Raw genomic sequence first — 23,257 nt, 5'->3', positions numbered from 1 at the left:
ACGCGGCCGCATCGAGCTGCTCCAGACACGCAAACAGTCGGCAAGGAGCAGCTCCCGCGTCCGTCGGGCACTGAACAAAAAAACCTCGAAACGCCTCTTCCTCAAACCTGGGACAAAGCGATGGGCCATGCAAAAATCACCGAACTGCTCGACAGGGAGGCCATCCGCGACTGCCTCTATCGGTACTGCCGCGGAATAGACCGCGCTGATGAGGCGGCACTGCGCAGCGCGTACTGGCCCGATGCGCATGACCATCATGGTGCACATTCCGGCTCGGCCGAAGACTTCATCCAGTTTGCGCTGGATGTGTTCAAGACCCAGCCGCGCTACGTTCACCAGGTCACCAACATCCTGATCGATTTCATCAGCCCGACCAGGGCCGCAGTCGAGAGCTATTTCACCGCGCTGCAACGTGGACCAGACACCTCCGGCGAGATACGCCAAGAACTCCTCTGCGGCCGCTATTGCGATTTATTTCAGAAGCGACAAGGGGAGTGGCGGATTGCCGAACGGACGGTGGTCTACGATTGGCTGCAGGAGCAGATCCCGCCGACGGGCTTCGAGCCAGAGCGGTTCGGGCCCCGGCAGCCGATCGGAGCACCGCATCCAGACGATCCAGTCTATGGGTTGGGAACGGCTGCAGCGGAGGCGAAGTATGCTGCAATATTCGGCGATGACCTGTCCGCCTGGCATTCTGCGAATAAGGCAAGAGCGGAGGCCCAGTTCGGAGGGAAATGGAGCGTCCCCAAGGCGAGCAACTGTGGCGAGAAGGATATTTCCTGGCGGCGGCCCGAGCTCGGTGTCCCCGGTGGCAGAGAAGTTCTCAGGAAGCAACTGGCACGACGCATCGTGATCATTACAGGTGCTGCAGGCGGGATCGGCAGTGTCTTGGCCGAAACGCTTGCCGCGGATGGAGACGTCGTCGTTGCCGTGGACCTTCCCGACAGTGGGGTGCTTGAACTGGCCCGCGGTCTCGGCCCTCCGCATCTCGGCCTCGAGTACGATGTTTCGAACGAGGATGACATCCTCGCCCTTTTCCGTCGTGTCGAAGCACAGTTCGCGCCGATCAGCGTTCTCGTCAACAATGCAGGTATTGGGCCCGCCGTGGACGCGACTGTCGAGACCAGTATTGAATCCTTCCGGCGCACACTGGCAGTCAACCTGTTCGGGCCCATCGTCATGGCCCGCGAAGCGGCGCGGCGGATGCAGCCGGGGGCCGTTATCGTCAATGTCGCCTCGATAGCGGGCTTGGTCAGCAATCCCAAGCGCAATGCCTACGCTGCGTCGAAAGCCGGCCTGATCGCTTTCACGAAATCGTTGGGGCGCGAGTGGGCTTCGCGCGGCATTCGCGTCACGGCGGTAGCGCCGGGCTATGTGCGCACGTCCATGACCGCGGCCCTTGAACGCGCGGGCAAAACGGACCTGGAGGCGGTGCGCCGCCGCGTGCCGATGGGCCGCATGGGGCGCCCCGACGAGATCGCCCGGGCCGTACGGTTCCTGGCCAGCCCGCAAGCAAGTTACATCACCGGATCGGTGCTGACCGTTGATGGTGGTTGGACATCCTTCAACCAGCCGGGCGATGCGCATCCGCCGGCGGATGGGACGCCAGGAGCCGAACTCTCCCGTCCGGCCGAGCACACCCGTGAGCGGATCGTACTTGTCACAGCCGGCGCAAACGGAATAGGCGCTGCGGTCGTTCGCCGCTTCGCCGCGAACGGCGACACCGTCGTGATTGCCGACAGGGATCGCAGTGCTGCGACAGAACTCGCTCGATCGCTCGGCGGCAAGCATGTGGCCAAGATCGTGAACGTGGTTGTCGAGAGCGAAGTCGTGGCGCTGTTCGAAGAATTGCAGGAGCGGTTCGGCCGCATCGATGTCCTCGTCAACAGTGCTGTCGCCCCGGACATGTCAGGGATCGAACAAATGCCGGCACAGACCGAACAGATTCTTGATCTCACTCTTACCGGCGCCTTCACTTGCGCGCGTGAGGCGATCAAGCTTATGCGCCCCGAAGGCATGATCCTAAATATCGGATCGACCAATACCCGTCTCCCGAAGGCACCGCGCCTTGCCTATGGCGCATCCAAGGCCGGGTTGGAAATCCTGACACGGTGCATGGCGGCCGAACTCGGGCCGCGCGGCATTCGGACGGCCGCCATCGCTGCTGGCTACATCCGCACGCCAGGGACCATTCAGTCGATGGAGCTCGGCAGCATCGACCAACCGCAGGCGATCAGCCTGCGGATCCCGATGCACAGGCTGGGTCGGCCGGAGGAGGTCGCCGACGCAGCGTTCTTCCTGGCTTCGCCGGACGCTTCATACGTCAACGGCTCAATCCTGTACGTGGACGGCGGCTGCACCTTGTCCGGCGATGCAGGATTGACCAGCGAACCTGGCCAGGAATGAACCGAGTACGGGCAATGGTTGTCGACCCAGCCGGCGGGAGCGGCTGGTGCAGCAAGGCACGCCCCTCGGGCGTGCCTTGCTGCCTCCGGTCGCAGCCGCAATCCGCGGACCAGAAGCAATCTACGGCGATGTAGTCGACAGGATCGACACGCCAAACGCGCTCGAGGCACATCTCAAGAATCCCCGATCAGCCAAATTGCGTAAAACAAGGAACGACCATGGAATTTGCGACATTCATCCTGGCCGCACAGCGCGGCTATCATCAATCGTCCAGCAGTGTGATCCGGAACTCAATCGAACAGGCGGTGCTTTCTGAGCAGGCTAAATTCAACACCGCCTGGTTCGCCGAGCACCACTTCAACAATTACAGCCTGGTTCCGTCGCCCTTGATGATGGTGGCGCACTGCGCAGGCGTGACGGACACCATTCGGCTCGGCACCGGCGTCTGCGTTCTACCGCTCTACCAGCCACAGCGCCTGCTCTCCGAGATAGGCTTTGCCGATGTCGTTTCGAACGGCCGCCTCGAGCTTGGAGTGGGCTCGGGGTACCAGCAGTTCGAGTTCGAACGTTTCGGCGTTGACATCGATCAGGCGCCGGAGGTGTTTTCTGAATATTTGGGGGTTCTGCTCAAGGGCCTCAAGCAGAAGATCTTCGAGCACAACGGCCAGTACGAGAAGATACCACCGACGGCGATCTCGGTGCGCACCCTTCAGAAGCCGACGCCGCCGATCTGGATCGCCGCCGGGTCCGCGCGCAGCATGGGCCGGGCATATCGTGAGGGACACAATCTATTTGTCACCGCGTTCCACGACGGCTTGGAGACCCTGCGCATGCTGCGCGAAAGCATAGAAAAGGCGGCGGCCTCCGAAGGTAAGCATGCCGCGCAAGCCAAGATTTCCCTCCTGCGCTGCTGCTATGCCAGCGACAACGCTGCGGAGATCAACAGCTATCTTGACAACGCGCGCTTCCAGCGCCGGCTATCTGAAGCACTGCACCAGCGCCGCCAACAAAGCCAAGACGGCTACCTGCTGCAGGAAACACCGACGCAGCAGGATCTGTCCCTCGAGGTCATGCGTGAGAACTTGCCGATCGGCAGCGTGAATCGCGTAATCGATCGCCTACTGGAAGAGATGGACATCTTAAAACCGGACCAGATCGCCATTCAGACCCAATTGGGAGATTTCGATCACAAGACGATGCTGCGCCAGATCGAGCTCTGGGGAGACAAGATCATCCCGGCCGTCAACAAGGCACTCGGTCACAGGGTTGCAAGGTCGCAAAGACCTGACTTGAATTGAGCGGCATCTGGCGCGGCGCTGCTCGGCGTCGAATATCCGTGAGCATACATGGTCGATGCCGTCTTCCGGGACGGAATCGGGAAAATCTCGCGGCTTGGCTCATGCTGGAAAGATCCGCGCCGCGCACCTTCTCTCGCGCCGTCAGTCTCGTGTGACTGGGCTGAATGTGTGCTTTTCGGCAGCCAGCGGCTCGCCGTCCACTGCAATCGCGGCAGTGACGCCCGCGGCAACGATCCTGTCCGCACGCGGCTTCGTCAGGATGTCGTCAGCAACAGCCTCTATCTGCTCGTAGAAATCCGCCTGCGAGTCAAAGCCGGCACAGCGACTGTCATCCCACATTGATTACGGAGCCAGAAATGAAAAAGTCCTCGCTGCGGTCTGCGGCCATGATTGGCTTGCTGGGGTTGTTTGTGACAGTGAAATCGTTTGCGGCCGAAGCCAACGACCATCCAGCTACGGCACCTACGTCATCCACGGCACCCACGGCACCAAGCGACGACCGCAAAGATGCCACACCCGCTGCCACTATTGATGATCTTGGGGCCGGCGAAAGACTCCGCTGTCTCCTGCGGCTCGGGAAATGCACGGATCCTCGCTTTTGAGCGATGAATTAGACCTTGCCGTCGGCCATGCTGATCAGGCGAGTCCTGGCGATAGGGGCGCCGAGCGTGTAGCGGCCAGGATCACGCAGCATCTGCTCCGATAGCCCTGATCCGTTATCGCAGCTCCGTCAGGATACCGTCAGCAGCGGTCCCTATCCTTCATCAAGTCCGTCCACCGGCACCTGCGGCTCAACAACCGGCAGGTTGGCTTAAACGCAATTTGCCGCTGCCAAATGGATCAATGGAGACAGAGAAATGACGAAGGCCATTCTTCTGGCAGTGATCGTGATTGGCCTGCTCAGTTTGCTTGTGGCAGCGAGATTGACCTTGCCCCCAGTTTTTTTCCAGTTTTGAGTTCGTTTCCGGCGTGGGTTGTGCCCTGCTGGGCGGGTGAAGCGACTGGCGCTGGCGCGGAGCCTTTGGAATAGCGCAGCGCGAGCGACTGTCGCGGATTGAAGGTGGTGGCGAACTCGGCCGGTGTCTGCCAGGCGATTTGGGAGTCCGGCCGCGCGAAGTTGTAGTCGGCGCGCCACAAGGCTATGGCTACGCGCGCCTGAGCCAGCGAGGTAAACAGCGTCTCGTTGAGCAGTTCATCGCGCAGTTGGCCGTTGATGGGGAAGGCGGCCCCGCCCCGAACCGATTGGCCGTATGATGTCCCTTCAACTTAACAGGGAGCGACGAAGATGAACGCCAGCACGATAGGTCTCGATCGGGACGCAGCGGAACCAGCATCGGCGCCCTGGTCCCGATCGCCCGCTTGCGGCCGCCACGGCGGCGAACGGCGAGTTTCTCCTCCCGATAGAGCCGGAACAGCTTCTTGTGGTTCACAACCAGGCCCTCCCGCCTCAGCATCACGAGAAGACGCCGGTAGCCGAACCGGCGACGCTCCTGCGCGATCGCCTTCATCCGCTCGCGAACCTCGCGGTCGTCCGGCCTGCTGGTCTCGTAGCGAACCGTCATACGGCAACAGCCGGCCCGCCGGTCGCTCATACCGAAGCCTTCCTTCAGGCGAGCGACAGCTTTGCGCTTGGCCGCGGGCGTCGCCACTTCTTTCCCACAAGATCCTTCAACGCGGCATTGTCGAGCATGGCGTCGGCCAGAAGCCGCTTCGGCCGCGTGTTCTCGTCCTCCAGCGCCTTCAGTCGCCGAGCCTCGGAGACATCCATCCCGCCGAAGCGGGCCTTCCAGTTGTAGATCGAGGCGTCGCTGACCCCGTGCTTGCGGCACAGATCGGCAACCGATAGCCGGGCCTCATGTTCCTTCAAAATGCCGATGATCTGCTCTTCGGAGAAGCGGCTACGTTTCATGTCCTGGTCCTCTCGATGGGCCAGAACGAACTTTGAACCGGATTAGATCAGAGGGGCAAGGTCAAGATCGTTTGTGTCCGTCGTTCAATCGGCTCCGGCTGCCTCCAACTCCGCACCAACCGACCAACACCCATGATTCCGCCACAGGTCGCGCCGATGAGCTGGGGCCGGCGAAAGACTCCGCTGTCTCCTGCGGCTCGGGAAGTGCACGGATCCTCGCTTTTGAGCGATGAATCAGACCTTGCCGTCGGCCATGCTGATCAGGCGAGTCCTGGCGATAGGGGCGCCGAGCGTGTAGCGGCCAGGATCACGCAGCATCTGCTCCGATAGCCTGATCCGTTATGGCAGCTCCGTCAGGATAGCGTCAGCAGCGGTCCCTATCTTCGTCAAGTCCGTCCACCGGCACCTGCGGCTCAACAACCGGCAGGGTGGCTTTGACGCAATTTGCCGCTGCCAAATGGATCAATGGAGACAGAGAAATGACGAAGGCCATTCTTCTGGCAGTGATCGTGATTGGCCTGCTCAGTTTGCTTGTGGCAGCGAGATCGTTTGTGTCCGTCGACCAATCGGCTCCGGCTGGCTCCAGCTCCGCACCGACCGACCAACAGCCATGGTTCCGCCACAGGTCGAACCGATGAGCTGGGGTCGGCCAAACACTCCGCTCGGTATGGTTCGGGACGGGCACTGATCCTCGCTGTGAGCGTGTCGGCGATCTCTCTCCACAGGAATGAGCTTGCCGTCAGCCATGCCGACCGGGCCGATATGCACGGTTTTTGCAGCGGCCAAGATCATGAGGATCTCCTCCGGTCCTCCTAGCCCGTGGTGGGCGCTCCGTCAGGATGTCGTCAGCAGCAGTTCCTAATGTTGTCAGATCGATCTGCCCGCCACCCTGCAAGTCAAACCCCGCAATTATGGCTTTGACCCAATTTGCAGTTCCCAATCAACGGAGACAGAAATGAAGAGGACCACTCTACTCGCAACGACCGTAGTTGGCTTGCTTGCTTTGTCGGCAGCAGCGATATCGTTTGGGTCTTTAGTCGCCCGGACTGCCATAACGCCCACGGAAGTAAGCGCTGGGAGGCAGGGTGCCGCCAGGAAATTAATCCATATACCAGACTACACGTTCATCTGGCGGTTCTTGCCACGATGGATCTGGCGGTACTAAATCTGAGGGCGAGACCTTCTGCGTCCGAAGTCCATTCGGCCCGGTGACGGCCGCGGCAACGGGATGACAGCTGGGGTAGGATGCTACCGCCTATAGGGCGGGTGTTCCTGCTGAGAGGCCGACGCCGGCACTGGTCAGATATGGGCCTCTCGCGCCGGCCACCGATCGTTTGATAGATGCCGTCCTTGCTCACGGCGATTGCATGGACGCCGTCCTGCCAGAGGTCAGGGTCAAGGAGTTGCCAGTCCGGATCAGCCGCTGTGGCTCTGGGTCTCAAGCGACATTTACCGATCGACACCTGTGTAGGCTTTGTCGGTTCCGCGACATGGGTGTTCGACCGATCAGCCTCTTGCAGGAGCCTAAACGGCCGAAAACAAACGAAAACTTTTCTTCATCCCGATCAAGGCAGGTTGGCACGAGTTTTGATGCTTCTGTTGCGAGCGGCATGATCCGCCGACCGGTATCGCGTGTATTAGCCACAATTTATGGAACGAAGGAAGGAAAGACATATGTCGGCTTTGCGTCAGATCGCATTCTACGGAAAGGGGGGCATTGGGAAGTCTACCACCTCCCAAAACACGCTCGCAGCCCTGGTCGACCTAGGGCAGAGGATTCTCATCGTAGGCTGCGATCCTAAGGCTGATTCCACCCGTCTCATCCTGAACGCGAAAGCGCAAGACACCGTGCTCCACCTCGCCGCACAGGAAGGGTCCGTCGAAGATCTCGAACTCCAAGACGTCCTGAAGATCGGTTACAAGGACATCAAGTGCGTCGAATCCGGTGGACCTGAGCCGGGCGTCGGTTGCGCAGGCCGCGGCGTCATCACGTCTATCAATTTCCTTGAGGAGAATGGCGCCTACGAAGACGTGGACTACGTCTCGTACGACGTGCTCGGTGACGTTGTGTGCGGCGGCTTCGCAATGCCTATCCGCGAAAACAAGGCACAGGAAATTTATATCGTCATGTCCGGCGAGATGATGGCGCTCTATGCTGCCAACAACATCGCCAAGGGTATTTTGAAATATGCCCATTCGGGCGGCGTGCGTCTGGGCGGTCTGATCTGCAACGAGCGCCAGACTGACCGCGAACTCGATCTGGCCGAGGCTCTCTCTAAAAAGCTGAATTCAAAGCTCATCCACTTCGTGCCGCGCGACAACATCGTCCAGCACGCCGAACTGCGCAAGATGACGGTGATCCAATATGCGCCGGACTCAAAGCAGGCTGCGGAATACCGCGCGCTTGCCGAGAAAATCCACGCCAATGGCGGTCAGGGCACCGTCCCAACACCGATCACCATGGAAGAGCTCGAAGACATGCTGCTCGACTTCGGCATCATGAAGACCGAGGAGCAGATGCTCGCCGAGCTTGCGGCAAAGGAAGCCACCCCTGCGGCCGCTCAATAGTCCCGCTCAGGGCGCCGGCCATTCCGGCGCCTTCACCGAACGGGCGTCTAAAAAGCCAGGCGCCAGCCGAAGAACCTCAAAAAGGGCAGCTTTATGAGCCTTGACTCCCAAAATAGCGGCGCGTTGCACACCAAGCTCATTGAGCAAGTGCTATCGCGATATCCAGACAAGACGGCAAAGCGACGCAAGAAACACTTGAGCGTCGCCACCCGCGGACAAGAGCTTGCCGGAGAGACGCAGGCCCTCTCCGAATGCGACGTCAAATCGAACATCAAGTCCATTCCCGGTGTGATGACGATCCGGGGCTGTGCCTATGCCGGTTCCAAGGGCGTCGTGTGGGGCCCTGTGAAGGACATGGTCCACCTCTCGCATGGGCCGGTCGGGTGTGGCCACTATTCCTGGTCGCAGCGCCGCAACTACTATGTCGGCACCACCAGCATCGACAGCTTCGTGACGATGCAGTTCACCTCCGACTTTCAGGAAAAGGATATTGTCTTCGGCGGCGATAAGAAGCTGGAAAAGATCATCGACGAGCTCGAAGATCTATTCCCGCTGAGCAAGGGCATCACCATCCAGTCCGAATGCCCGATTGGGTTGATCGGCGACGACATCGAGGCGGTCTCGCGGAAGAAGACCAAGGAATACGAAAAGACCATCGTGCCGGTGCGCTGCGAGGGATTCCGCGGCGTGTCTCAATCGCTTGGACACCACATCGCCAATGACGCGATCCGCGACTGGGTCTTTGAGAAAAAGGAACTCAAGTTCGAGGCAGGTCCTTACGATGTCAACGTCATCGGTGACTACAATATCGGCGGTGATGCCTGGGCGTCGCGCATCCTGCTGGAGGAGATGGGCCTGCGCGTGGTTGGCAACTGGTCAGGTGACGCTACGCTCGCCGAGATAGAACGCGCGCCAAAAGCCAAGCTCAACCTGATCCATTGCTACCGATCGATGAACTACATCTGTCGACATATGGAAGAAAAGTACGGCGTGCCCTGGATGGAGTACAATTTCTTCGGACCTTCCCAGATCGAATCCTCAATGCGCAACATCGCCAAGCATTTCGGACCGGATATCGAAGAGAAGACCGAATACGTGATTGCCAAATACCGGCCCCTCGTGGACGCCGTCATCGACAAGTATTGGTCGCGCCTGGAAGGCAGGACGGTGATGCTGTACGTCGGCGGCCTGCGCCCTCGGCACGTCGTCTCCGCCTACGAAGACCTCGGCATGGCGATCGTCGGCACAGGCTATGAATTCGGCCACAACGACGACTATCAGCGCACCGGTCATTACGTGCAAGAGGGCACGCTGATCTATGACGACGTCACCGGTTACGAATTGGAGAAGTTCATCGAGGGAATCCGCCCCGATCTCGTTGGCTCCGGCATCAAGGAAAAGTACCCGGTCCAGAAGATGGGAATACCGTTCCGTCAAATGCACTCCTGGGACTATTCCGGCCCGTATCATGGGTATGACGGCTTCGCCATCTTCGCCCGCGACATGGACTTGGCCATCAACAACCCTGTCTGGGACCTCTACGACGCGCCCTGGAAGAAGAAATCAGCTCAGCCAGCGGCGATCGCAGCCGAATGAGAACCTTGCTTCGCATCTTCAGCGAGACCTCGAACGCCCGCAATCCCTGATCCGCGGGAGATCCGTACGTCTTGACGTCCCTGTGCCGCCGCATGGCGCCGCCACATCAAAAAGGTTACCCCCAATGCCGCAGTCGGCTGAAAAAGTTCTCGATCATGCTCCTCTATTCCGTGAGGCGGAATACAGGCAGATGCTCGCCGCAAAGAAGCTGAATTTCGAATGCCCGCATCCCGATGAGATCGTTACAGACCAACGCGAATTCACCAAAACCTGGGAATATCGCGACAAGAACCTCGCCCGCGAAGCGCTCGTGGTGAATCCGGCCAAGGCTTGCCAGCCACTCGGCGCGGTGTTCGCCGCAGCAGGCTTCGAACGCACAATGTCGTTCGTCCATGGGAGCCAAGGATGCGTCGCCTACTACCGTTCGCACCTCTCACGCCACTTCAAGGAGCCGTCGTCGGCGGTCTCGTCGTCCATGACCGAAGATGCAGCGGTGTTTGGCGGCATGAAGAACATGATCGACGGGCTCGCCAACACCTACAAGCTCTACGACCCCAAGATGATCGCTGTCTCAACCACCTGCATGGCAGAGGTGATCGGCGACGATCTACATTCGTTCATCGAAAATGCCCGGCAGGAAGGCTCCGTCCCACAGGACTTCGAAGTGCCTTACGCACACACCCCCGCCTTCGTCGGCAGCCACGTCGATGGCTATGATGCGATGGTCAAGGGCGTCTTGGAAAACTTCTGGAAGGGAAAGCAACGAACCGTCCTCGCCAACACCGTAAACATCATTCCCGGTTTCGATGGCTTCTGCGTCGGCAACAACCGCGAGCTTAAGCGTTTGCTGAATTTAATGGGTGTGTCCTACACCCTCATCCAAGACGCTTCGGACCAGTTTGACACGCCGTCGGATGGCGAATTTCGCATGTATGACGGCGGGACCAAGATCGAAGACGTGCAGGCGGCACTCAACGCCGAGGCAACGCTGTCGCTGCAACACTACAACACCCGCAAGACGCTGGAATATTGCCAGGAGGTCGGGCAGGAAACGGCCTCCTTCCATTACCCCTTGGGGGTTGAGGCAACCGACGAACTCCTGATGAGGGTATCGGAGATATCGGGCAAGGAAATCCCGGAGGCGATCACCCGGGAGCGTGGCCGCCTGGTTGATGCGATGGCCGACAGTCAGTCATGGCTGCACGGTAAGAAATACGCGATTTATGGCGACCCGGACTTTGTCCACGCTATGGCCCGCTTCGTCATGGAGACAGGCGGCGAGCCGACCCACTGCTTGGCCACCAACGGCACCAATGCCTGGGAAGCTGAGATGAAGAAGCTGCTCGCAACCTCGTCCTTCGGCAAGGATGCCCAGGTCTGGGCAGGCAAGGACCTCTGGGCCATGCGCTCTCTGCTCTTTACAGAACCAGTGGACCTGCTGATCGGCAATTCTTACGGCAAGTATCTGGAGCGCGATACGGGCACGCCGCTGATCCGACTGATGTTCCCGATCTTCGATCGGCACCATCACCACCGCTTCCCGCTGATAGGCTACCAAGGTGGCCTGCGCGTGTTGACGACGATCCTCGACAAGATCTTCGACAAGCTCGACCGAGAGACGATGGATCCGGGCGTGACCGACTATTCCTTCGATCTGACCCGTTAAAGCCGCAGCCAGCACTGGGTTGGCCGCTATCCCGATGGACTTTGGAGACCGGCTTAATGTCCTTGCCGAGCGCGAAACTGCAGGATGTGTTCAGCGAGCCCGCTTGCGAGAAGAACCAGGCCAAGAATGCCAAAACGCGCCAACAGGGCTGTTCCAAGCCGCTCACCCCTGGAGCGGCAGCCGGAGGCTGCGCCTTCGACGGTGCCAAAGTCGCGTTGCAGCCCATCACCGACGTCGCGCATCTGATCCACGCGCCGCTTGCCTGCGAGGGCAATGCCTGGGACAATCGGGGCGCGACGTCATCCGGATCAGCCCTGTGGCGCACAAGCTTCACGACCGATCTCACCGAACTCGACGTCGTGATGGGGCAGGGCGAGCGCAAGCTTTTCAATGCGATTCGCGAGATCAAGCAAACGTATGCGCCGTCGGCGATCTTCGTCTATTCAACCTGCGTGACCGCGCTGATCGGCGATGACATCGACGCCGTCTGCAGGCATGCGACGGCAAAGTTCGGACTGCCCGTGGTGTCGATCAATGCGCCGGGCTTCGTCGGCTCTAAAAATCTCGGCAACAAGCTCGCCGGCGAGGCGTTGCTCGATCACGTGATCGGTACGGCAGAGCCCGATGATGCCGGCCCGTGCGATATCAATATCATCGGCGAATTCAATCTCTCTGGCGAGTTCTGGCTGGTAAAGCCACTCCTGGATCGACTTGGCATCCGCGTGCGCGCCTGCATTCCGGGCGATGCACGCTACCTCGATATTGCCTGCGCGCACCGCGCGCGGGCGGCGATGATGGTCTGCTCGACCGCTCTCATCAATGTCGCTCGCAAGATGGAGGAACGCTGGGAGATCCCCTTCTTCGAGGGTTCCTTCTACGGCATCACCGCGACCTCGCAAGCACTTCGCAACATCGCTGATCTGCTCGTCAGAAGGGGGGCCGATCCGGGGCTCGTCGGCCGCACCGAGGCGCTGATCGCGCAGGAGGAGTCGATTGCCTGGAAGAAGCTTGCGGCCTACCGCCCGAGGCTCGAAGGCAAGCGCGTGCTGCTCAACACCGGCGGTGTGAAGTCCTGGTCGCTCGTCAATGCGCTTATGGAAGTCGGCATCGAGATCGTCGGAACCTCGGTCAAGAAATCGACGGTCGAAGACAAGGAGCGTATCAAACAGACCCTGAAGGAAGAAAACCAGATCTTCGAATCCATACCACCGCGCGAGCTTTTCACCATGCTCTCACAAGGCAAGGCCGACATCATGCTGTCGGGCGGGCGCACGCAATTCGTCGCGCTGAAGGCAAAGACACCCTGGCTCGATATCAACCAGGAGCGTCATCACCCCTATGCCGGCTATGACGGCATGATTGAGCTCATAACTCAGATCGACCGCGCCATTCACAACCCGATCTGGCAGCAGGTACGGGGGCCAGCGCCGTGGGATAGCCATCCTGCCTTGGAGCATGAACTGACGAGCACAATCAGCGTCAGCACGACCGGCCGCGCTCGTGAGAAATTTGCCAGCACCGGTACCAACGCCGTCGGCCTGGGTTGAGGAAACCGATGGCCAGCATCCTTCCCCAAACCAAATCGGCGGCAGTCAATCCGCTGAAATCCTCCCAGCCGCTGGGTGCTGCTTTCGCTTTTCTCGGGGTCGACGGTGCGATTCCGCTGTTCCACGGCAGCCAAGGCTGCACCAGCTTCGCTCTGGTGCTCCTCGTGCGGCATTTCAAGGAAGCAGTTCCCTTGCAGACAACGGCAATGGACGAACTGGCGACAATCCTCGGCGGGGCAGGTCATCTCGAAGAGGCGATCCTGAACCTCAAGAGCCGGACCAAACCAAAGCTGATCGGCGTCTGCACGACGGCGCTTGTGGAAACCCGTGGCGAAGACTTCGCAGGCGACATCGCTACCATCCAGCGCAAGCACGCCGAAGAACTCGCAGGTACGGAGATCATGTTGGCCAGCACGCCGGATTTCGACGGCGCCCTCGAAGAGGGCTGGGCCAAGGCAGTCACCGCGATGATCGAAGGCATGACACGGCCCGGCGAGCGGGCGCGGCACTCGAAGAAGATCGCGGTCCTGCCCGGCTGGAACCTCACCGTGGCCGACATCGAGCACTTGCGCGAGGTGGTGGTAGGCTTCGGCCTCCAGCCGGTGATCCTGCCGGACGTCTCAGGCTCGCTCCAAGGTTCGGTACCAGACCGCTGGATCCCCACCACCCTTGGCGGCACCAGCGTCGAGGACATTCGCGAGCTTGGCGCCGTGGCGCATTGCATCGCCATCGGCGAGCAAATGCGCAGCTCAGCTGAGGCGCTGCAGAGGCTGACGGGTGTGCCTTACATGCTGTTTCACTCTCTCACCGGCTTGAAGGCCGCCGATCGGCTTGTCTCATTCCTTTCGGTCATTTCGGGCGCAGCGTCGCCGGCCAAGCTACGCCATCAACGGGGCCAGTTGCAGGATGCCTTGCTCGACGGACATTTTCATTTCGGCGGCAAGAAAATTGCGATCGCTGCCGAACCAGACCACCTCTACCAACTGGCAAGCTTTTTTGTGGATATGGGCGCCGAAATCGCCGCGGCGGTCACCACAACCGGCACGTCGAAGATTGTCGAGAATATTCCAGCGCAATCAGTCCAGGTCGGCGATCTCGGCGATCTGGAAGCCCTAGCTGCCGGCACAGACCTTCTTGTCACCCATTCCCACGGTCGACAGGCGGCAGAGCGCCTCGGCATTCCGCTCATGCGCGTCGGCTTCCCGATCTTCGACCGCCTGGGCAGCCAGCACAAGCTCACAATCCTCTATCAGGGAACGCGCGACCTCATCTTCGAAATCGCTAACGTCTTCCAGGCCAACCAGCCTGCGCCGAGGCCTGAGACCCTCAACCCATTCCGCAACCGAGAATGCCAGATGACATCCCCTCGTCGCCTCTCGCTCGTCACTGACGAGGTTCACCCATTGCCGCCGGACAGGAAAGCCGGCGCTTTGCGCGTGGCGATCGCCACACAGGACCTGATCGAGCTTAATGCCCATTTTGGATCGGCCAGGTGCTTTGCCGTCTACGAGGTGACGCCCGCCGAATGGAATTTCGTGGAAGCAGTAGAGTTCGACGACGTTTCCGATGAGAGCGGAACGCATCGACCCGAGGGCGATGACCGCATCACCCGGAAGGTCTCGGCACTGAAGGGCTGCCATCTTCTGTTCTGTCTGGCGATCGGCGGCCCTTCCGCAGCCAAACTTGTTGCGGCAAAAATCCACCCAATCAAAGCGCCGCAGCCTCAACCCATCACTGACGTCCTGTCGCGAACCCAGAAGATGCTTAGGGAGGCTCCTCCGCCCTGGCTGCGCAAGGTGTTGGCGGACGCGGGCGTTCGCCGAAAAAAACCGTTCTTTCAAGACGAAAATTGAAATGAGGAGAACCGACAATGGCTGATGCGGTCATCCCCGCTGTCAAAGAAGACCAGGCGGCGCTTGCCACCTCTTTCGTCAAGTGTCTCGTCCGGCTGCTTCGCGCGCAGGACTCCTACGGCTCATGGGAAGGCAAACCGGCCCCAGAGCTGCTGGCCGACTTCATTGTCACCAAAGAACAGCGTCGTGAAATCCCGATCATCGGCGATCCTGATCCGGACGTGCTGTGGAGGCTCGATGTCTATTACGCCGCAGTTGGGCTTGCGATCGAGGAACGCGCCGGCCTGATGGCATCGCCCATGATGAATATCAGCCATGAGGGCTTTGGACGCGTGCTTCTCACCGCTGGGCGATTGGTGGTCCTGTCGAAGACGCTTCGCGACGTCCACCGCTTCGGGTTCGAGAGTTTTCGGCAGCTTGCTGAGGCCGGCACGAGACTGGTCGACGATGCGCTCGCGGCCATCGAAATCTATCCCGACGCGGCGCGGGCTTGATGCCTCACTCTCAGAGCCTTGATGAGTGCAGAAGAACCTCGGCAGCTGCTGTCGTCCCGGAACCGCGAGGTGCGGTAGCTGCGCCATTTAGGCCAGCCCAAGCGGTGCCACGAACTGGCCGGCTACTCCCTCGGGGAGAAGGGCGGCGGACAATACGACGAATGCCGCGCCCTTGCCCATCGTCCCCCTTGGCTGCGGGTAAATGGTGCGGCTTCGAATGCATGTGCAAATACAACGACACTCCGAGTAGCAGTCAGATGACTTTTAAAACCGCATTGTGCGTAACGGAAATGGAACACTCCGATCAGGACGTCAGAACCGCTGCCGATCTGTGCGCCGAGGTTGGTGCACGTCTGTCCGTACTGATCATCAAATTTACCGGGCGTCGGCCGTTCGGCGCAGGTCCCGCCCTATGGCCTGAGCGCATACAAGCTGCATTCAGACTGGAAACCCAGCTTAGCGAAATTCAGACGTTTTCCCGAGAAATCGACAGATTGGTAAAACGGTCCAGGGAAATCCATACCTTGTTGGAGGCCATGGGGATTCCCTCTGACGTTTACACCGACTATTGCGACCAGGCCTGTGTCGGTGACGCAGTGCGGCAGCGGGCGCTCTGTGCAGACCTTGTAGTCATTGGCCCCTCACTCCTCAACGACGATGATCTCGGACCAGCTGCTATTAACGGCTGCCTGTTCGAATCGGGGAAGCCGGTGCTTGTTGTTCCGCGCGGCGCCAAGGCCTCTCTGCGGCCGCAGCGCATCCTGGTCGGCTGGGATACGCGAGTCGAGACGTCGCGTGCCATTCGGGGAGCACTGCATCTGCTGTCCGGTGCCGACCAAGTTCGTGTCACTCTGGTCGATCCAGAGGCAATCGGCAACGGAAATGGCCCTGGGCCGGGGATCGACATCGTGGCCTACCTCGCTAGGCACGGTATTCGGGTGGTTGTCGACCGGCTGCCGAGCGTCGCGCAATCGGTGACCACAATCCTCGTGCAGCACGCGATCGACACGGCCGCCGACATGGTCGTCATGGGCGCTTGGAGCCGCCCTCGGCTGCGTGAGCGGATTTTCGGCGGCGTGATCGGGTGGATGATCGAGAAGCCGCGATTGCCGCTGTTCGCGGCGGCTTGAAGATCGAAGCTGTTGCCGCATGGAGAGATTGAGCCTGGCCAAACGGTTCGGCTGGAGCCAGCCGAAGAGCTGGCAAACAGAGCGGGTCGTGCGATCGGTTCGGAGGAAGGAATTCATGTCGGACCTTGAGAAACTGCAACTGAAAGTCCGCAAGCTGCAGTCGCGCGCGGGAGCCGCGAAGATGGACTTGCACGACGTTGCCGAGCACCTCCCGGTCGCCTGCCGCAAGATCAAGATAAAGACCGTCGCCGGGAAAACGTTCGACGTTTTTGCCGAGTTGGACGCTGCAAAGAGAGAACTCGCAGCGTGGGAGGATTCACGATGACCAGCCCGTCCTTTACCCGCGATGGCTCCAAATGGATGCCCGACTATCTGACCTTTATCGATGGCAGGACCTGCATCGGTTGCGGCCGCTGCTTCAAGGTCTGCTCGCGCGAGGTCATGCATCTCTACGGCGTCGATGACGCGGGTGAAATCCTCGGCGTTTGTGATGATGAGGATGACTTCGACGGCGAGCTCAATCGCATGATCATGGTCGTCGACCACGCCGGCCGCTGCATCGGCTGCGGAGCCTGCGCCCGCGTCTGTCCGAAGAACTGCCAGACCCATCTTGCGGCTGATAACGCCGAAGCATGGTCTGCCTGACACACAGGAGAACGTCGGTGCCCCTCAGAATGTTTTGCATCGCCCTTGCGGTGGTCCTGTCCATCAACGCTTTGATTTTCTACCTCCTCTCGGATTCCATCCGCACGATAATCGTCAAGACGTTCGCATCTTCGCTGATTGCCCAGGTAGGTTATTTCGCAAGCGTGCTCTTTCTTATCTGGTGGTCAGGCCAGAGAGCTACCCAAAAGGCAAAGCATTCCGATGGCGGCAAGGTAAGCCGGCGCCAGTCGCCACCCTGTCGTGAGGACGATAAGTGAACCCTCGGACTTCGCGGTACCCACAAGCGGGCAGCTGACCCCAGGCCGCACACGACCCTTTAGCACCCTATAGCTCAACCCGGGCCCTCGGAGAGAACATGCTGGAAAAATTCGAACGCTACCCGCTCACCTTTGGCCCGACACCCATCGAGAAGCTCGAGCGTCTCAGCCAACATCTGGGAGGAAAGGTGGACATCTACGCCAAACGCGAGGACTGCAACTCCGGTCTTGCATTCGGCGGAAACAAGCTCCGCAAGCTCGAATACATCATCCCTGACGCGATCGCGTCAACTGCCGACACACTTGTCTCGATCGGCGGCGTGCAGTCAAACCACACACGCATGGTCGCTGCGGTCGCCGCCAAGATCGGCATGAAATGCCTCCTGGTACAGGAGAGCTGGGTGCCTCATGAGGATGCCGTCTACTACCGCGTCGGCAACATTCTCTTGAGTCGTATCATGGCAGCAGAGGTGCGCCTGGTCGACCAAGGCTTTGACATCGGCATCCGCCGCAGTTGGGAAGAGGCGCTCGACGACGTAAAGGCAAGGGGCGGCAGACCCTACGCAATACCGGCCGGGGCCTCCGTCCACAAATATGGCGGACTCGGCTACGTTCAGTTCGCCCAGGAGGTGCGCGCGCAAGAGAAGCAGCTTGGATTTGCCTTCGACTATATCATCGTATGCACGGTCACGGGCTCGACGCAGGCCGGCATGATCGTCGGCTTCGCCCAAGACGGACGACAGCGCAATGTGGTCGGCATCGATGCCTCCGCGACCCCCGAGCAGGCCAGCGCGCAAGTGCTAGACATCGCCAAAAACACCGCAAAGCTCGTGGGCCTTGGCACCGATTTAACCAAGGACGATGTGGTGCTGCTCAAGGCGTACGCATACCCGTGTTATGGCATCCCATCGCAGGAAACAAAGGAAGCCATCCGTCTGTGCGCCAGGCTTGAGGGTATGATTACCGATCCCGTCTATGAGGGCAAATCGATGCAAGGCATGATCGACCTTGTCCAGAAAGGCTTCTTTCCAGAAGGATCGAACGTCCTCTACGTGCATCTCGGCGGAGTGCCGGCGATCAACGGCTACAGCTATACGTTTCGCAACGGCTGAGGTTTGCGGGTATCGCCCGCCGTGTAAGGTTGGCGCCATCGGGGGAATTCCAATTTCCAGTCGGGCAAGAGAGCTCGTTCCTCTGTCTCGCCGCGATCAGCGACTGGAATTCAGTTCCACATATTCGCGCGCCGAGTCAAACCGTCCGGCTCGTCGTCCCGATCGATAAGGATGCGCTCTGCCGCACCGTCGAGATCCTCGTATTGGCCGCTACGCACAGCCCACAGGAAACCGGCCAGTCCAAGCGCACCCAGAAAGAGCGCAACCGGTATGAGATAGACAAGGGTCGTCATCTCGACTGATCCCGTATGTCAAGGCATGCCCGCCTTTCGGGCAGACCGTTTCCAGGCACCGCACGCTTTTTGAAGGCCTGCAGCCGCATGGCGTTTGTGACCACGATCAGGGAGGAGGCGGACATCGCGATCGCAGCGGTTAGCGGCGTCACATGCCCTGATATGGCGATCGGCACGGCAAAGACATTGTAGAGAATTGCAATCGCCACGTTCTGACGGATCAGTCGGCCCGCCTGTCGTGAGATGTCCAACGCGAAAGGAACTGCCAGAAGGCTTTCGCGCAGGAAAACAAAATCGGCGGCATTGCGCCCAACGTCAGCCGCGCTGGCGGGAGCCATAGAGACGTGCGCGGCGCCCAGCGCAGGCGTGTCATTGAGCCCGTCCCCTACCATCAAGACCTTGTGGCCGGCCCTGGTCAGCGCCTCGATGCGGTCAACTTTGCCGGACGGAAGAAGCGATGGCACGAAGTTGCCTATTCGCAAGGATTTGGCCAATTCGCGACAAGCCTGGGCGGTATCACCCGACAGCATCTCGATCGAGACGTTAGCGTCCTGCAATTGCTTCACTGCTGCTCCGGCGTCAGCCCGCGCGGCGTCCTGAAAATCAAAGGAGGCGACGATCATCCTGTTCCGCGAAAGCACCGTCCCGCCGTTGCTGCCATACTTACCTTGCCCAACGCTCTGAGCCTCCGATTTGGCCCATTCCCGCCGGCCCAGGCGCCAAATGTTCCCCTCCATGGTGGCCTCGATGCCGAAGCCCGGATGCTCGCTGATCGAAGCCAGTCCCGGTTGGCTGGAAGAGCCTGAGAAAATGCTGATCGCCTTAGCGTACGGATGGCGAGAATGCGTGGCCATGTCGGCGGCGATTGCCAGCAGGGCCGGATCGATCGATGGCGCGTTGACAAGCCGCGGCCTCCCAAAGGTGAGTGTTCCGGTCTTGTCGAACACGGCTGTGTCGATGGCCGCCAGCCGTTCCATGGCAGAACCATCCTTGACCATCACGCCGGCATCGAACAAACGTCGCGCCGCGACCACCTGCACGATCGGCACGGCAAGGCCGAGCGCGCATGGGCATGTAATGATGAGAACGGCGATCGCGATCGTCCCCGCCACATGCCAGTCACCCGATGCGATCATCCATCCAAGGAAGGTCATGAGTGCGGCCAGATGCACCATCGGGGCGTAGAGGGCAGAGACGCGGTCGGCAATCCTGCGGTACTGTGAACGTCCGCCCTCGGCGGCTTCCATCAGCCGAACCATTTCCATAAGGAATGAATCCTTTGCGGCCGCCGTCGCTCGCATGGTGAACGGACCGGTGAGATTGAGCGTGCCGGCCTGGATATCCGATCCTGGGCCAACAGGACGAGGCGTGCTTTCGCCTGAAACGAGTGAGCAATCGATATCAGAGCTGCCGTTAAGGATATCACCATCGACGGGCACGCGCTCTCCAGCGGCAATCACCAGGTCCATGCCCGGCTCGATCTGCCCGACCGGCAGGTATTCTCGTACCCTGCCAGTGCGCAGGACGATGGCGCCGCGCCCGGCCAGCCGCGAAAGGCCACTCACGGCGGTGCGTGCCCGTTCGCGCATCACGTGGTCCAGCGTGCGGCCGATCAAAAGGAAAAAGAGCAGCGACACTGACGCGTCGAAATAGGCATGCTCACCATGGGTGATCGTTTCGTAGAGGCTCATGGCATAGGCCAGTGAAATCCCGACAGTGATCGGCACCTCCATGTTCATCCGCCCATGGCGAAGAGCATTCCACGCCGAACGGAAATAGATGCCGCCGGCGAAAGCAAGGGCAGGGATGGCAATCAGAGCCGAAACCCAATGGAACAGGTCGCGGGTAGCGCCTTCCGCCCCCGACCAGACCGAAACCGACAGCAGCATGATGTTGCCGGCGGCAAACCCGGAAATGGCAACCGCCCGGATCAGCTCCGACAAAGTCTTGTCCCCGTTCGCGATCTCCGGGTCGAACAGATGCGCCTGATAGCCAAGCTGCCCGAGTGTGGCGAAAATCGGTGGCACCTGGTCGCCATGCCAGCGCACCGACACGCGTTTGGTGGATAGATTTACGCGAGCGCTTTCGATGCCCTCCAGCTTCTTCAGGGCTGTCTCAATGGCGTGCATGCAGGCCGCGCAATGAATTGTGGGCAACGACAGATCGGTCTGGTTCGTGTCGCCACCCAGACTGCGGCTGGCCAGTTTGATCTCGGCGCTTGAGGGCAGGGCCGACGCTGTGTCGACGACATCCAATGCCATTTCGGCGCCTGGCGCGCAGCAGCTCATTGCAGCGCTCCCTTCGAGATCATGATGCGGCGGACATCACGAAATGGCAAAGCCAGGCCTGCATCGGCATCGATCTCGACGATCCAGACGCCATCCTTCGGCGTATGACGCGCGGCAAATTCCCCGGCGCTGTCGGGATCTGAAGCGGCTGTAAGTGTCACGGCTTTATCCTGCGCGTCATAGGACGGGTGCCGAAATAGGACGCGCACGCCGTGCAGCGGAACCAGCTTGCCCTTCGCGTCAACAAGGCTGTAGCGAACCTCGCCGGAGGCAATGATCAACCTGCCATCCCAGCCAAGTGCCGCTTGTGCCCGCCCTTGCCTGGCCTTTTTGTTGAACTGCTGGCTAGCCACGTATGTGTTCTCCACCACCAGGCCAGTCCAACTCGTGGTGGCGAGTGTTGCCATGGTCACATTGACGCCGATCACGACGCCAAAGAAACCGAGAATTGTCAGCAGCATGTGCTTGCCAGTGAATTCGCCTGCTCTGTGCATTTTGGCGGTCATCGGGCGATCTCCGGCGCATTGAATCTGGCGGTGTATTCGGCGGACTCAGAGCTCGTCTCATCCGCAATCCGAAACGTGAAACTTTGCATCGGTTTGTTGATTTGGTCCGCCGGTTGGCGGACGAAAACCTTGATCGTTGTGAGCCGGTCGGGCTCCACTGGAATGGCGAATGAACGGCCCGCTGGCGGGTCGACCCCGGCGACACTCATGTCCGCGCCGGCGAGCCCTTCCATTGTGAGCACGATCGTCCTCGGCTCGGCAATCATGTTGAGCAATTTGACCGTGTAGCCGTTTCGGATCGAGCCGTCGGAGAGCGTTACAAATTGCGGATTGCGGTCGTGTAGCACATTCAACTCAAGCCGCTCACGCGTCAGCAGGCCATAGACCAGCACCAACCCGATCGCCGACCATGCGCCAAGGTAGATGAAGGTGCGCAACCGCAGGATCTTCCGCAGATCGAAATGCGCAACACCGTCGACGAAGCTGGTGTTCGAGTTCCTGATCAGCGTCGGGTTGACGGCACCAGTGCCGTTGGCGGTGGCCAGCGCCATGTTGGCATTGTAGTCCGCCAGCGTTGCATAGGAGATCAACCCGCGCGCGCGGCCGAGCTTGGCCATGACACCATCGCACGCGTCGATGCACAGCGCGCAGGTGATACACGCCAGCTGCTGGCCATCCCGGATATCGACACCCATCGGGCAGACCGCCATGCAGGACTTGCAATCGACGCAATCGCCTACAGGCTGTCCAAAGGCCACGGCCTTCTTGGTATGGCGCGAACGTGGTTCGCCGCGCCAGTCATTGTATGTCACGGTCAGGGAATTCTCGTCGAGCATGGCGGCCTGGATGCGCGGCCATGGGCACATGTAGGTGCACACCTGCTCGCGCATCAGGCCGCCGAATACGTATGTGGTTCCGGTCAGGACGGCGATCGTGACATAAGCCGCGGACGCCGCCGTTCCGGCCATGATTTCACCGAGCAATTTCGGCGCGTCGGCAAAGTAAAAGATCCAGGCGCCGCCCGTGGCAACCGCGATCACCAGCCACACGGCATGTTTGGTCATACACAAAAGAATTTTGCGCAGCGTCCATGGTCCGGCATCGAGTTTAATGCGGGCATTGCGATCGCCTTCGATCGCGCGCTCAACCACGAGAAACAAGTCGACCCAGACCGTCTGCGGACAGGTGTAGCCACACCAGGCCCGCCCAACCATAGACGTGACCATGAAGAGGCCGATGCCGGCCATCATCAAAAGGCCCGCCACGTAATAAAACTCCTGCGGCCAGATTTCGATGGAGAAGAAGTAGAAGCGCCGGTTCGCAAGATCGAGCAGGACGGCTTGGTTCGGCGCATAGGGTCCCCGGTCGCACCGCAACCAAGGCCCCAGGTAGTAGATGCCAAGGGTGATGGCCATGACCAGCCATTTGAATTGCCGAAAGCGACCCGATGCACGCCCGGGAAATATCTTCTTGCGTGCTGCATAGAGCGGTGGCCGAACCGTGGCCGAGGTCACTGCCTCGGCTTCGAGCCGTTCCTCCTGCGTTTGATCCAGCACCGGCATCTCCAGTCGAGCAGTCTCCATCTCCCCCTTCGACAAGCTTTGCCGCAGGCTGGCCCGCGCCGCTTTGATGCAAGTCAATCCTGCGGGTTGAAAGGTGTCGAGGCCC

Annotated in this window: 18 protein-coding genes and 2 pseudogenes; 14 read left to right on the top strand and 6 right to left on the bottom strand. The window is 60.2% G+C overall.

All coding sequences use genetic code 11. The features are described from left to right. The first annotated feature begins 120 nt into the window (after window positions 1–120). Both C7I87_RS21935 and C7I87_RS21930 read left to right on the top strand, forming a co-directional pair. Entirely contained in the window at window positions 121–2,406 is a 2,286-nt protein-coding gene (locus C7I87_RS21935; protein WP_306440513.1) for an SDR family oxidoreductase, read from the top strand. Window positions 2,407–2,624: 218 nt separating this feature from the next. Further along, window positions 2,625–3,704, top strand: a complete 1,080-nt coding sequence (locus tag C7I87_RS21930) for an LLM class flavin-dependent oxidoreductase (protein WP_149906164.1) — start codon at window positions 2,625–2,627, stop codon at window positions 3,702–3,704. 141 nt (window positions 3,705–3,845) lie between these two features. Here the strand turns inward: C7I87_RS21930 and C7I87_RS35610 are convergent, their stop codons facing one another. Both C7I87_RS35610 and C7I87_RS21920 read right to left on the bottom strand, forming a co-directional pair. Then, on the bottom strand, window positions 3,846–4,043 hold the full coding sequence (locus C7I87_RS35610; protein WP_149906163.1) for a hypothetical protein: 198 nt from the start codon (window positions 4,041–4,043) through the stop codon (window positions 3,846–3,848). A 561-nt stretch (window positions 4,044–4,604) separates the two neighbouring features. After that, window positions 4,605–5,613, bottom strand: a pseudogene (locus C7I87_RS21920) (transposase). 1,674 nt (window positions 5,614–7,287) lie between these two features. Here C7I87_RS21920 and nifH point away from each other — a divergent pair. The 12 genes and pseudogenes from nifH (at window position 7,288) to C7I87_RS21865 (ending at window position 18,502) form a co-directional block, all read left to right on the top strand. Further along, window positions 7,288–8,181 (top strand): nitrogenase iron protein, encoded by an 894-nt coding sequence (nifH, locus tag C7I87_RS21915; protein ID WP_149906162.1) that lies wholly within the window; start codon window positions 7,288–7,290, stop codon window positions 8,179–8,181. A 93-nt stretch (window positions 8,182–8,274) separates the two neighbouring features. After that, window positions 8,275–9,777: a nitrogenase molybdenum-iron protein alpha chain gene (gene nifD, locus C7I87_RS21910; RefSeq protein ID WP_149906161.1), complete on the top strand. Its 1,503-nt coding sequence runs from the start codon at window positions 8,275–8,277 to the stop codon at window positions 9,775–9,777. A gap of 124 nt (window positions 9,778–9,901) precedes the next feature. After that, on the top strand, window positions 9,902–11,443 hold the full coding sequence (nifK, locus tag C7I87_RS21905) for a nitrogenase molybdenum-iron protein subunit beta (RefSeq protein ID WP_149906160.1): 1,542 nt from the start codon (window positions 9,902–9,904) through the stop codon (window positions 11,441–11,443). 56 nt (window positions 11,444–11,499) lie between these two features. After that, window positions 11,500–12,990: a nitrogenase iron-molybdenum cofactor biosynthesis protein NifE gene (gene nifE / locus C7I87_RS21900; protein ID WP_149906159.1), complete on the top strand. Its 1,491-nt coding sequence runs from the start codon at window positions 11,500–11,502 to the stop codon at window positions 12,988–12,990. Between the two features lie 8 nt (window positions 12,991–12,998). Beyond that, window positions 12,999–14,380: pseudogene (gene nifN, locus C7I87_RS21895) on the top strand (nitrogenase iron-molybdenum cofactor biosynthesis protein NifN). Next, the gene (nifX, locus tag C7I87_RS36040; RefSeq protein ID WP_246696346.1) at window positions 14,346–14,843 is read left to right on the top strand and encodes a nitrogen fixation protein NifX; all 498 of its coding nucleotides are present in this window, start codon (window positions 14,346–14,348) and stop codon (window positions 14,841–14,843) included. Before nifN ends, nifX begins: the two are co-directional and overlap by 35 nt. Before the next feature lie 17 nt (window positions 14,844–14,860). Then, complete coding sequence (locus tag C7I87_RS21890) at window positions 14,861–15,337, top strand: NifX-associated nitrogen fixation protein (RefSeq protein WP_149906157.1); 477 nt, start codon at window positions 14,861–14,863, stop codon at window positions 15,335–15,337. A gap of 257 nt (window positions 15,338–15,594) precedes the next feature. Beyond that, window positions 15,595–16,467: a universal stress protein gene (locus C7I87_RS21885; protein ID WP_149906156.1), complete on the top strand. Its 873-nt coding sequence runs from the start codon at window positions 15,595–15,597 to the stop codon at window positions 16,465–16,467. A 115-nt stretch (window positions 16,468–16,582) separates the two neighbouring features. Continuing rightward, window positions 16,583–16,792, top strand: a complete 210-nt coding sequence (locus C7I87_RS21880; protein WP_149906202.1) for a CCE_0567 family metalloprotein — start codon at window positions 16,583–16,585, stop codon at window positions 16,790–16,792. Continuing rightward, window positions 16,789–17,112, top strand: coding sequence for a ferredoxin III, nif-specific (fdxB, locus tag C7I87_RS21875; protein ID WP_149906155.1), 324 nt, complete (start codon window positions 16,789–16,791; stop codon window positions 17,110–17,112). The genes C7I87_RS21880 and fdxB overlap by 4 nt, the downstream gene beginning before the upstream one ends. A 17-nt stretch (window positions 17,113–17,129) precedes the next feature. Beyond that, window positions 17,130–17,390 carry an exopolysaccharide production repressor protein gene (locus C7I87_RS21870; RefSeq protein ID WP_246696345.1) on the top strand — a complete coding sequence of 87 codons (261 nt, stop codon included), beginning with the start codon at window positions 17,130–17,132 and terminating at the stop codon, window positions 17,388–17,390. A 98-nt stretch (window positions 17,391–17,488) separates the two neighbouring features. After that, window positions 17,489–18,502 (top strand): 1-aminocyclopropane-1-carboxylate deaminase, encoded by a 1,014-nt coding sequence (locus C7I87_RS21865; protein ID WP_149906154.1) that lies wholly within the window; start codon window positions 17,489–17,491, stop codon window positions 18,500–18,502. Between the two features lie 110 nt (window positions 18,503–18,612). On the opposite strand, the gene ccoS is transcribed toward C7I87_RS21865, so the two are convergent. The 4 genes from ccoS to ccoG are packed head-to-tail and all read right to left on the bottom strand — an operon-like array spanning window position 18,613 to window position 23,151. After that, on the bottom strand, window positions 18,613–18,795 hold the full coding sequence (ccoS, locus tag C7I87_RS21860) for a cbb3-type cytochrome oxidase assembly protein CcoS (RefSeq protein WP_149906153.1): 183 nt from the start codon (window positions 18,793–18,795) through the stop codon (window positions 18,613–18,615). Beyond that, a complete protein-coding gene (locus tag C7I87_RS21855; protein ID WP_149906152.1) occupies window positions 18,792–21,083 on the bottom strand; it encodes a cation-translocating P-type ATPase in 2,292 nt (763 codons plus the stop codon). Before C7I87_RS21855 ends, ccoS begins: the two co-directional genes overlap by 4 nt. Then, window positions 21,080–21,589: a FixH family protein gene (locus tag C7I87_RS21850; protein WP_149906151.1), complete on the bottom strand. Its 510-nt coding sequence runs from the start codon at window positions 21,587–21,589 to the stop codon at window positions 21,080–21,082. The genes C7I87_RS21855 and C7I87_RS21850 overlap by 4 nt, the downstream gene beginning before the upstream one ends. After that, window positions 21,586–23,151: a cytochrome c oxidase accessory protein CcoG gene (ccoG, locus tag C7I87_RS21845; protein ID WP_149906150.1), complete on the bottom strand. Its 1,566-nt coding sequence runs from the start codon at window positions 23,149–23,151 to the stop codon at window positions 21,586–21,588. The genes C7I87_RS21850 and ccoG overlap by 4 nt, the downstream gene beginning before the upstream one ends. Between the last annotated feature and the right edge of the window lie 106 nt (window positions 23,152–23,257).

It is taken from the genome of Mesorhizobium sp. SARCC-RB16n (assembly GCF_008520305.1).
In the GTDB taxonomy this organism is placed as follows: domain Bacteria; phylum Pseudomonadota; class Alphaproteobacteria; order Rhizobiales; family Rhizobiaceae; genus Mesorhizobium.
Note: the sequence above shows the minus strand (reverse complement) of the source record. Positions and strands in the feature narration are given on the sequence as shown.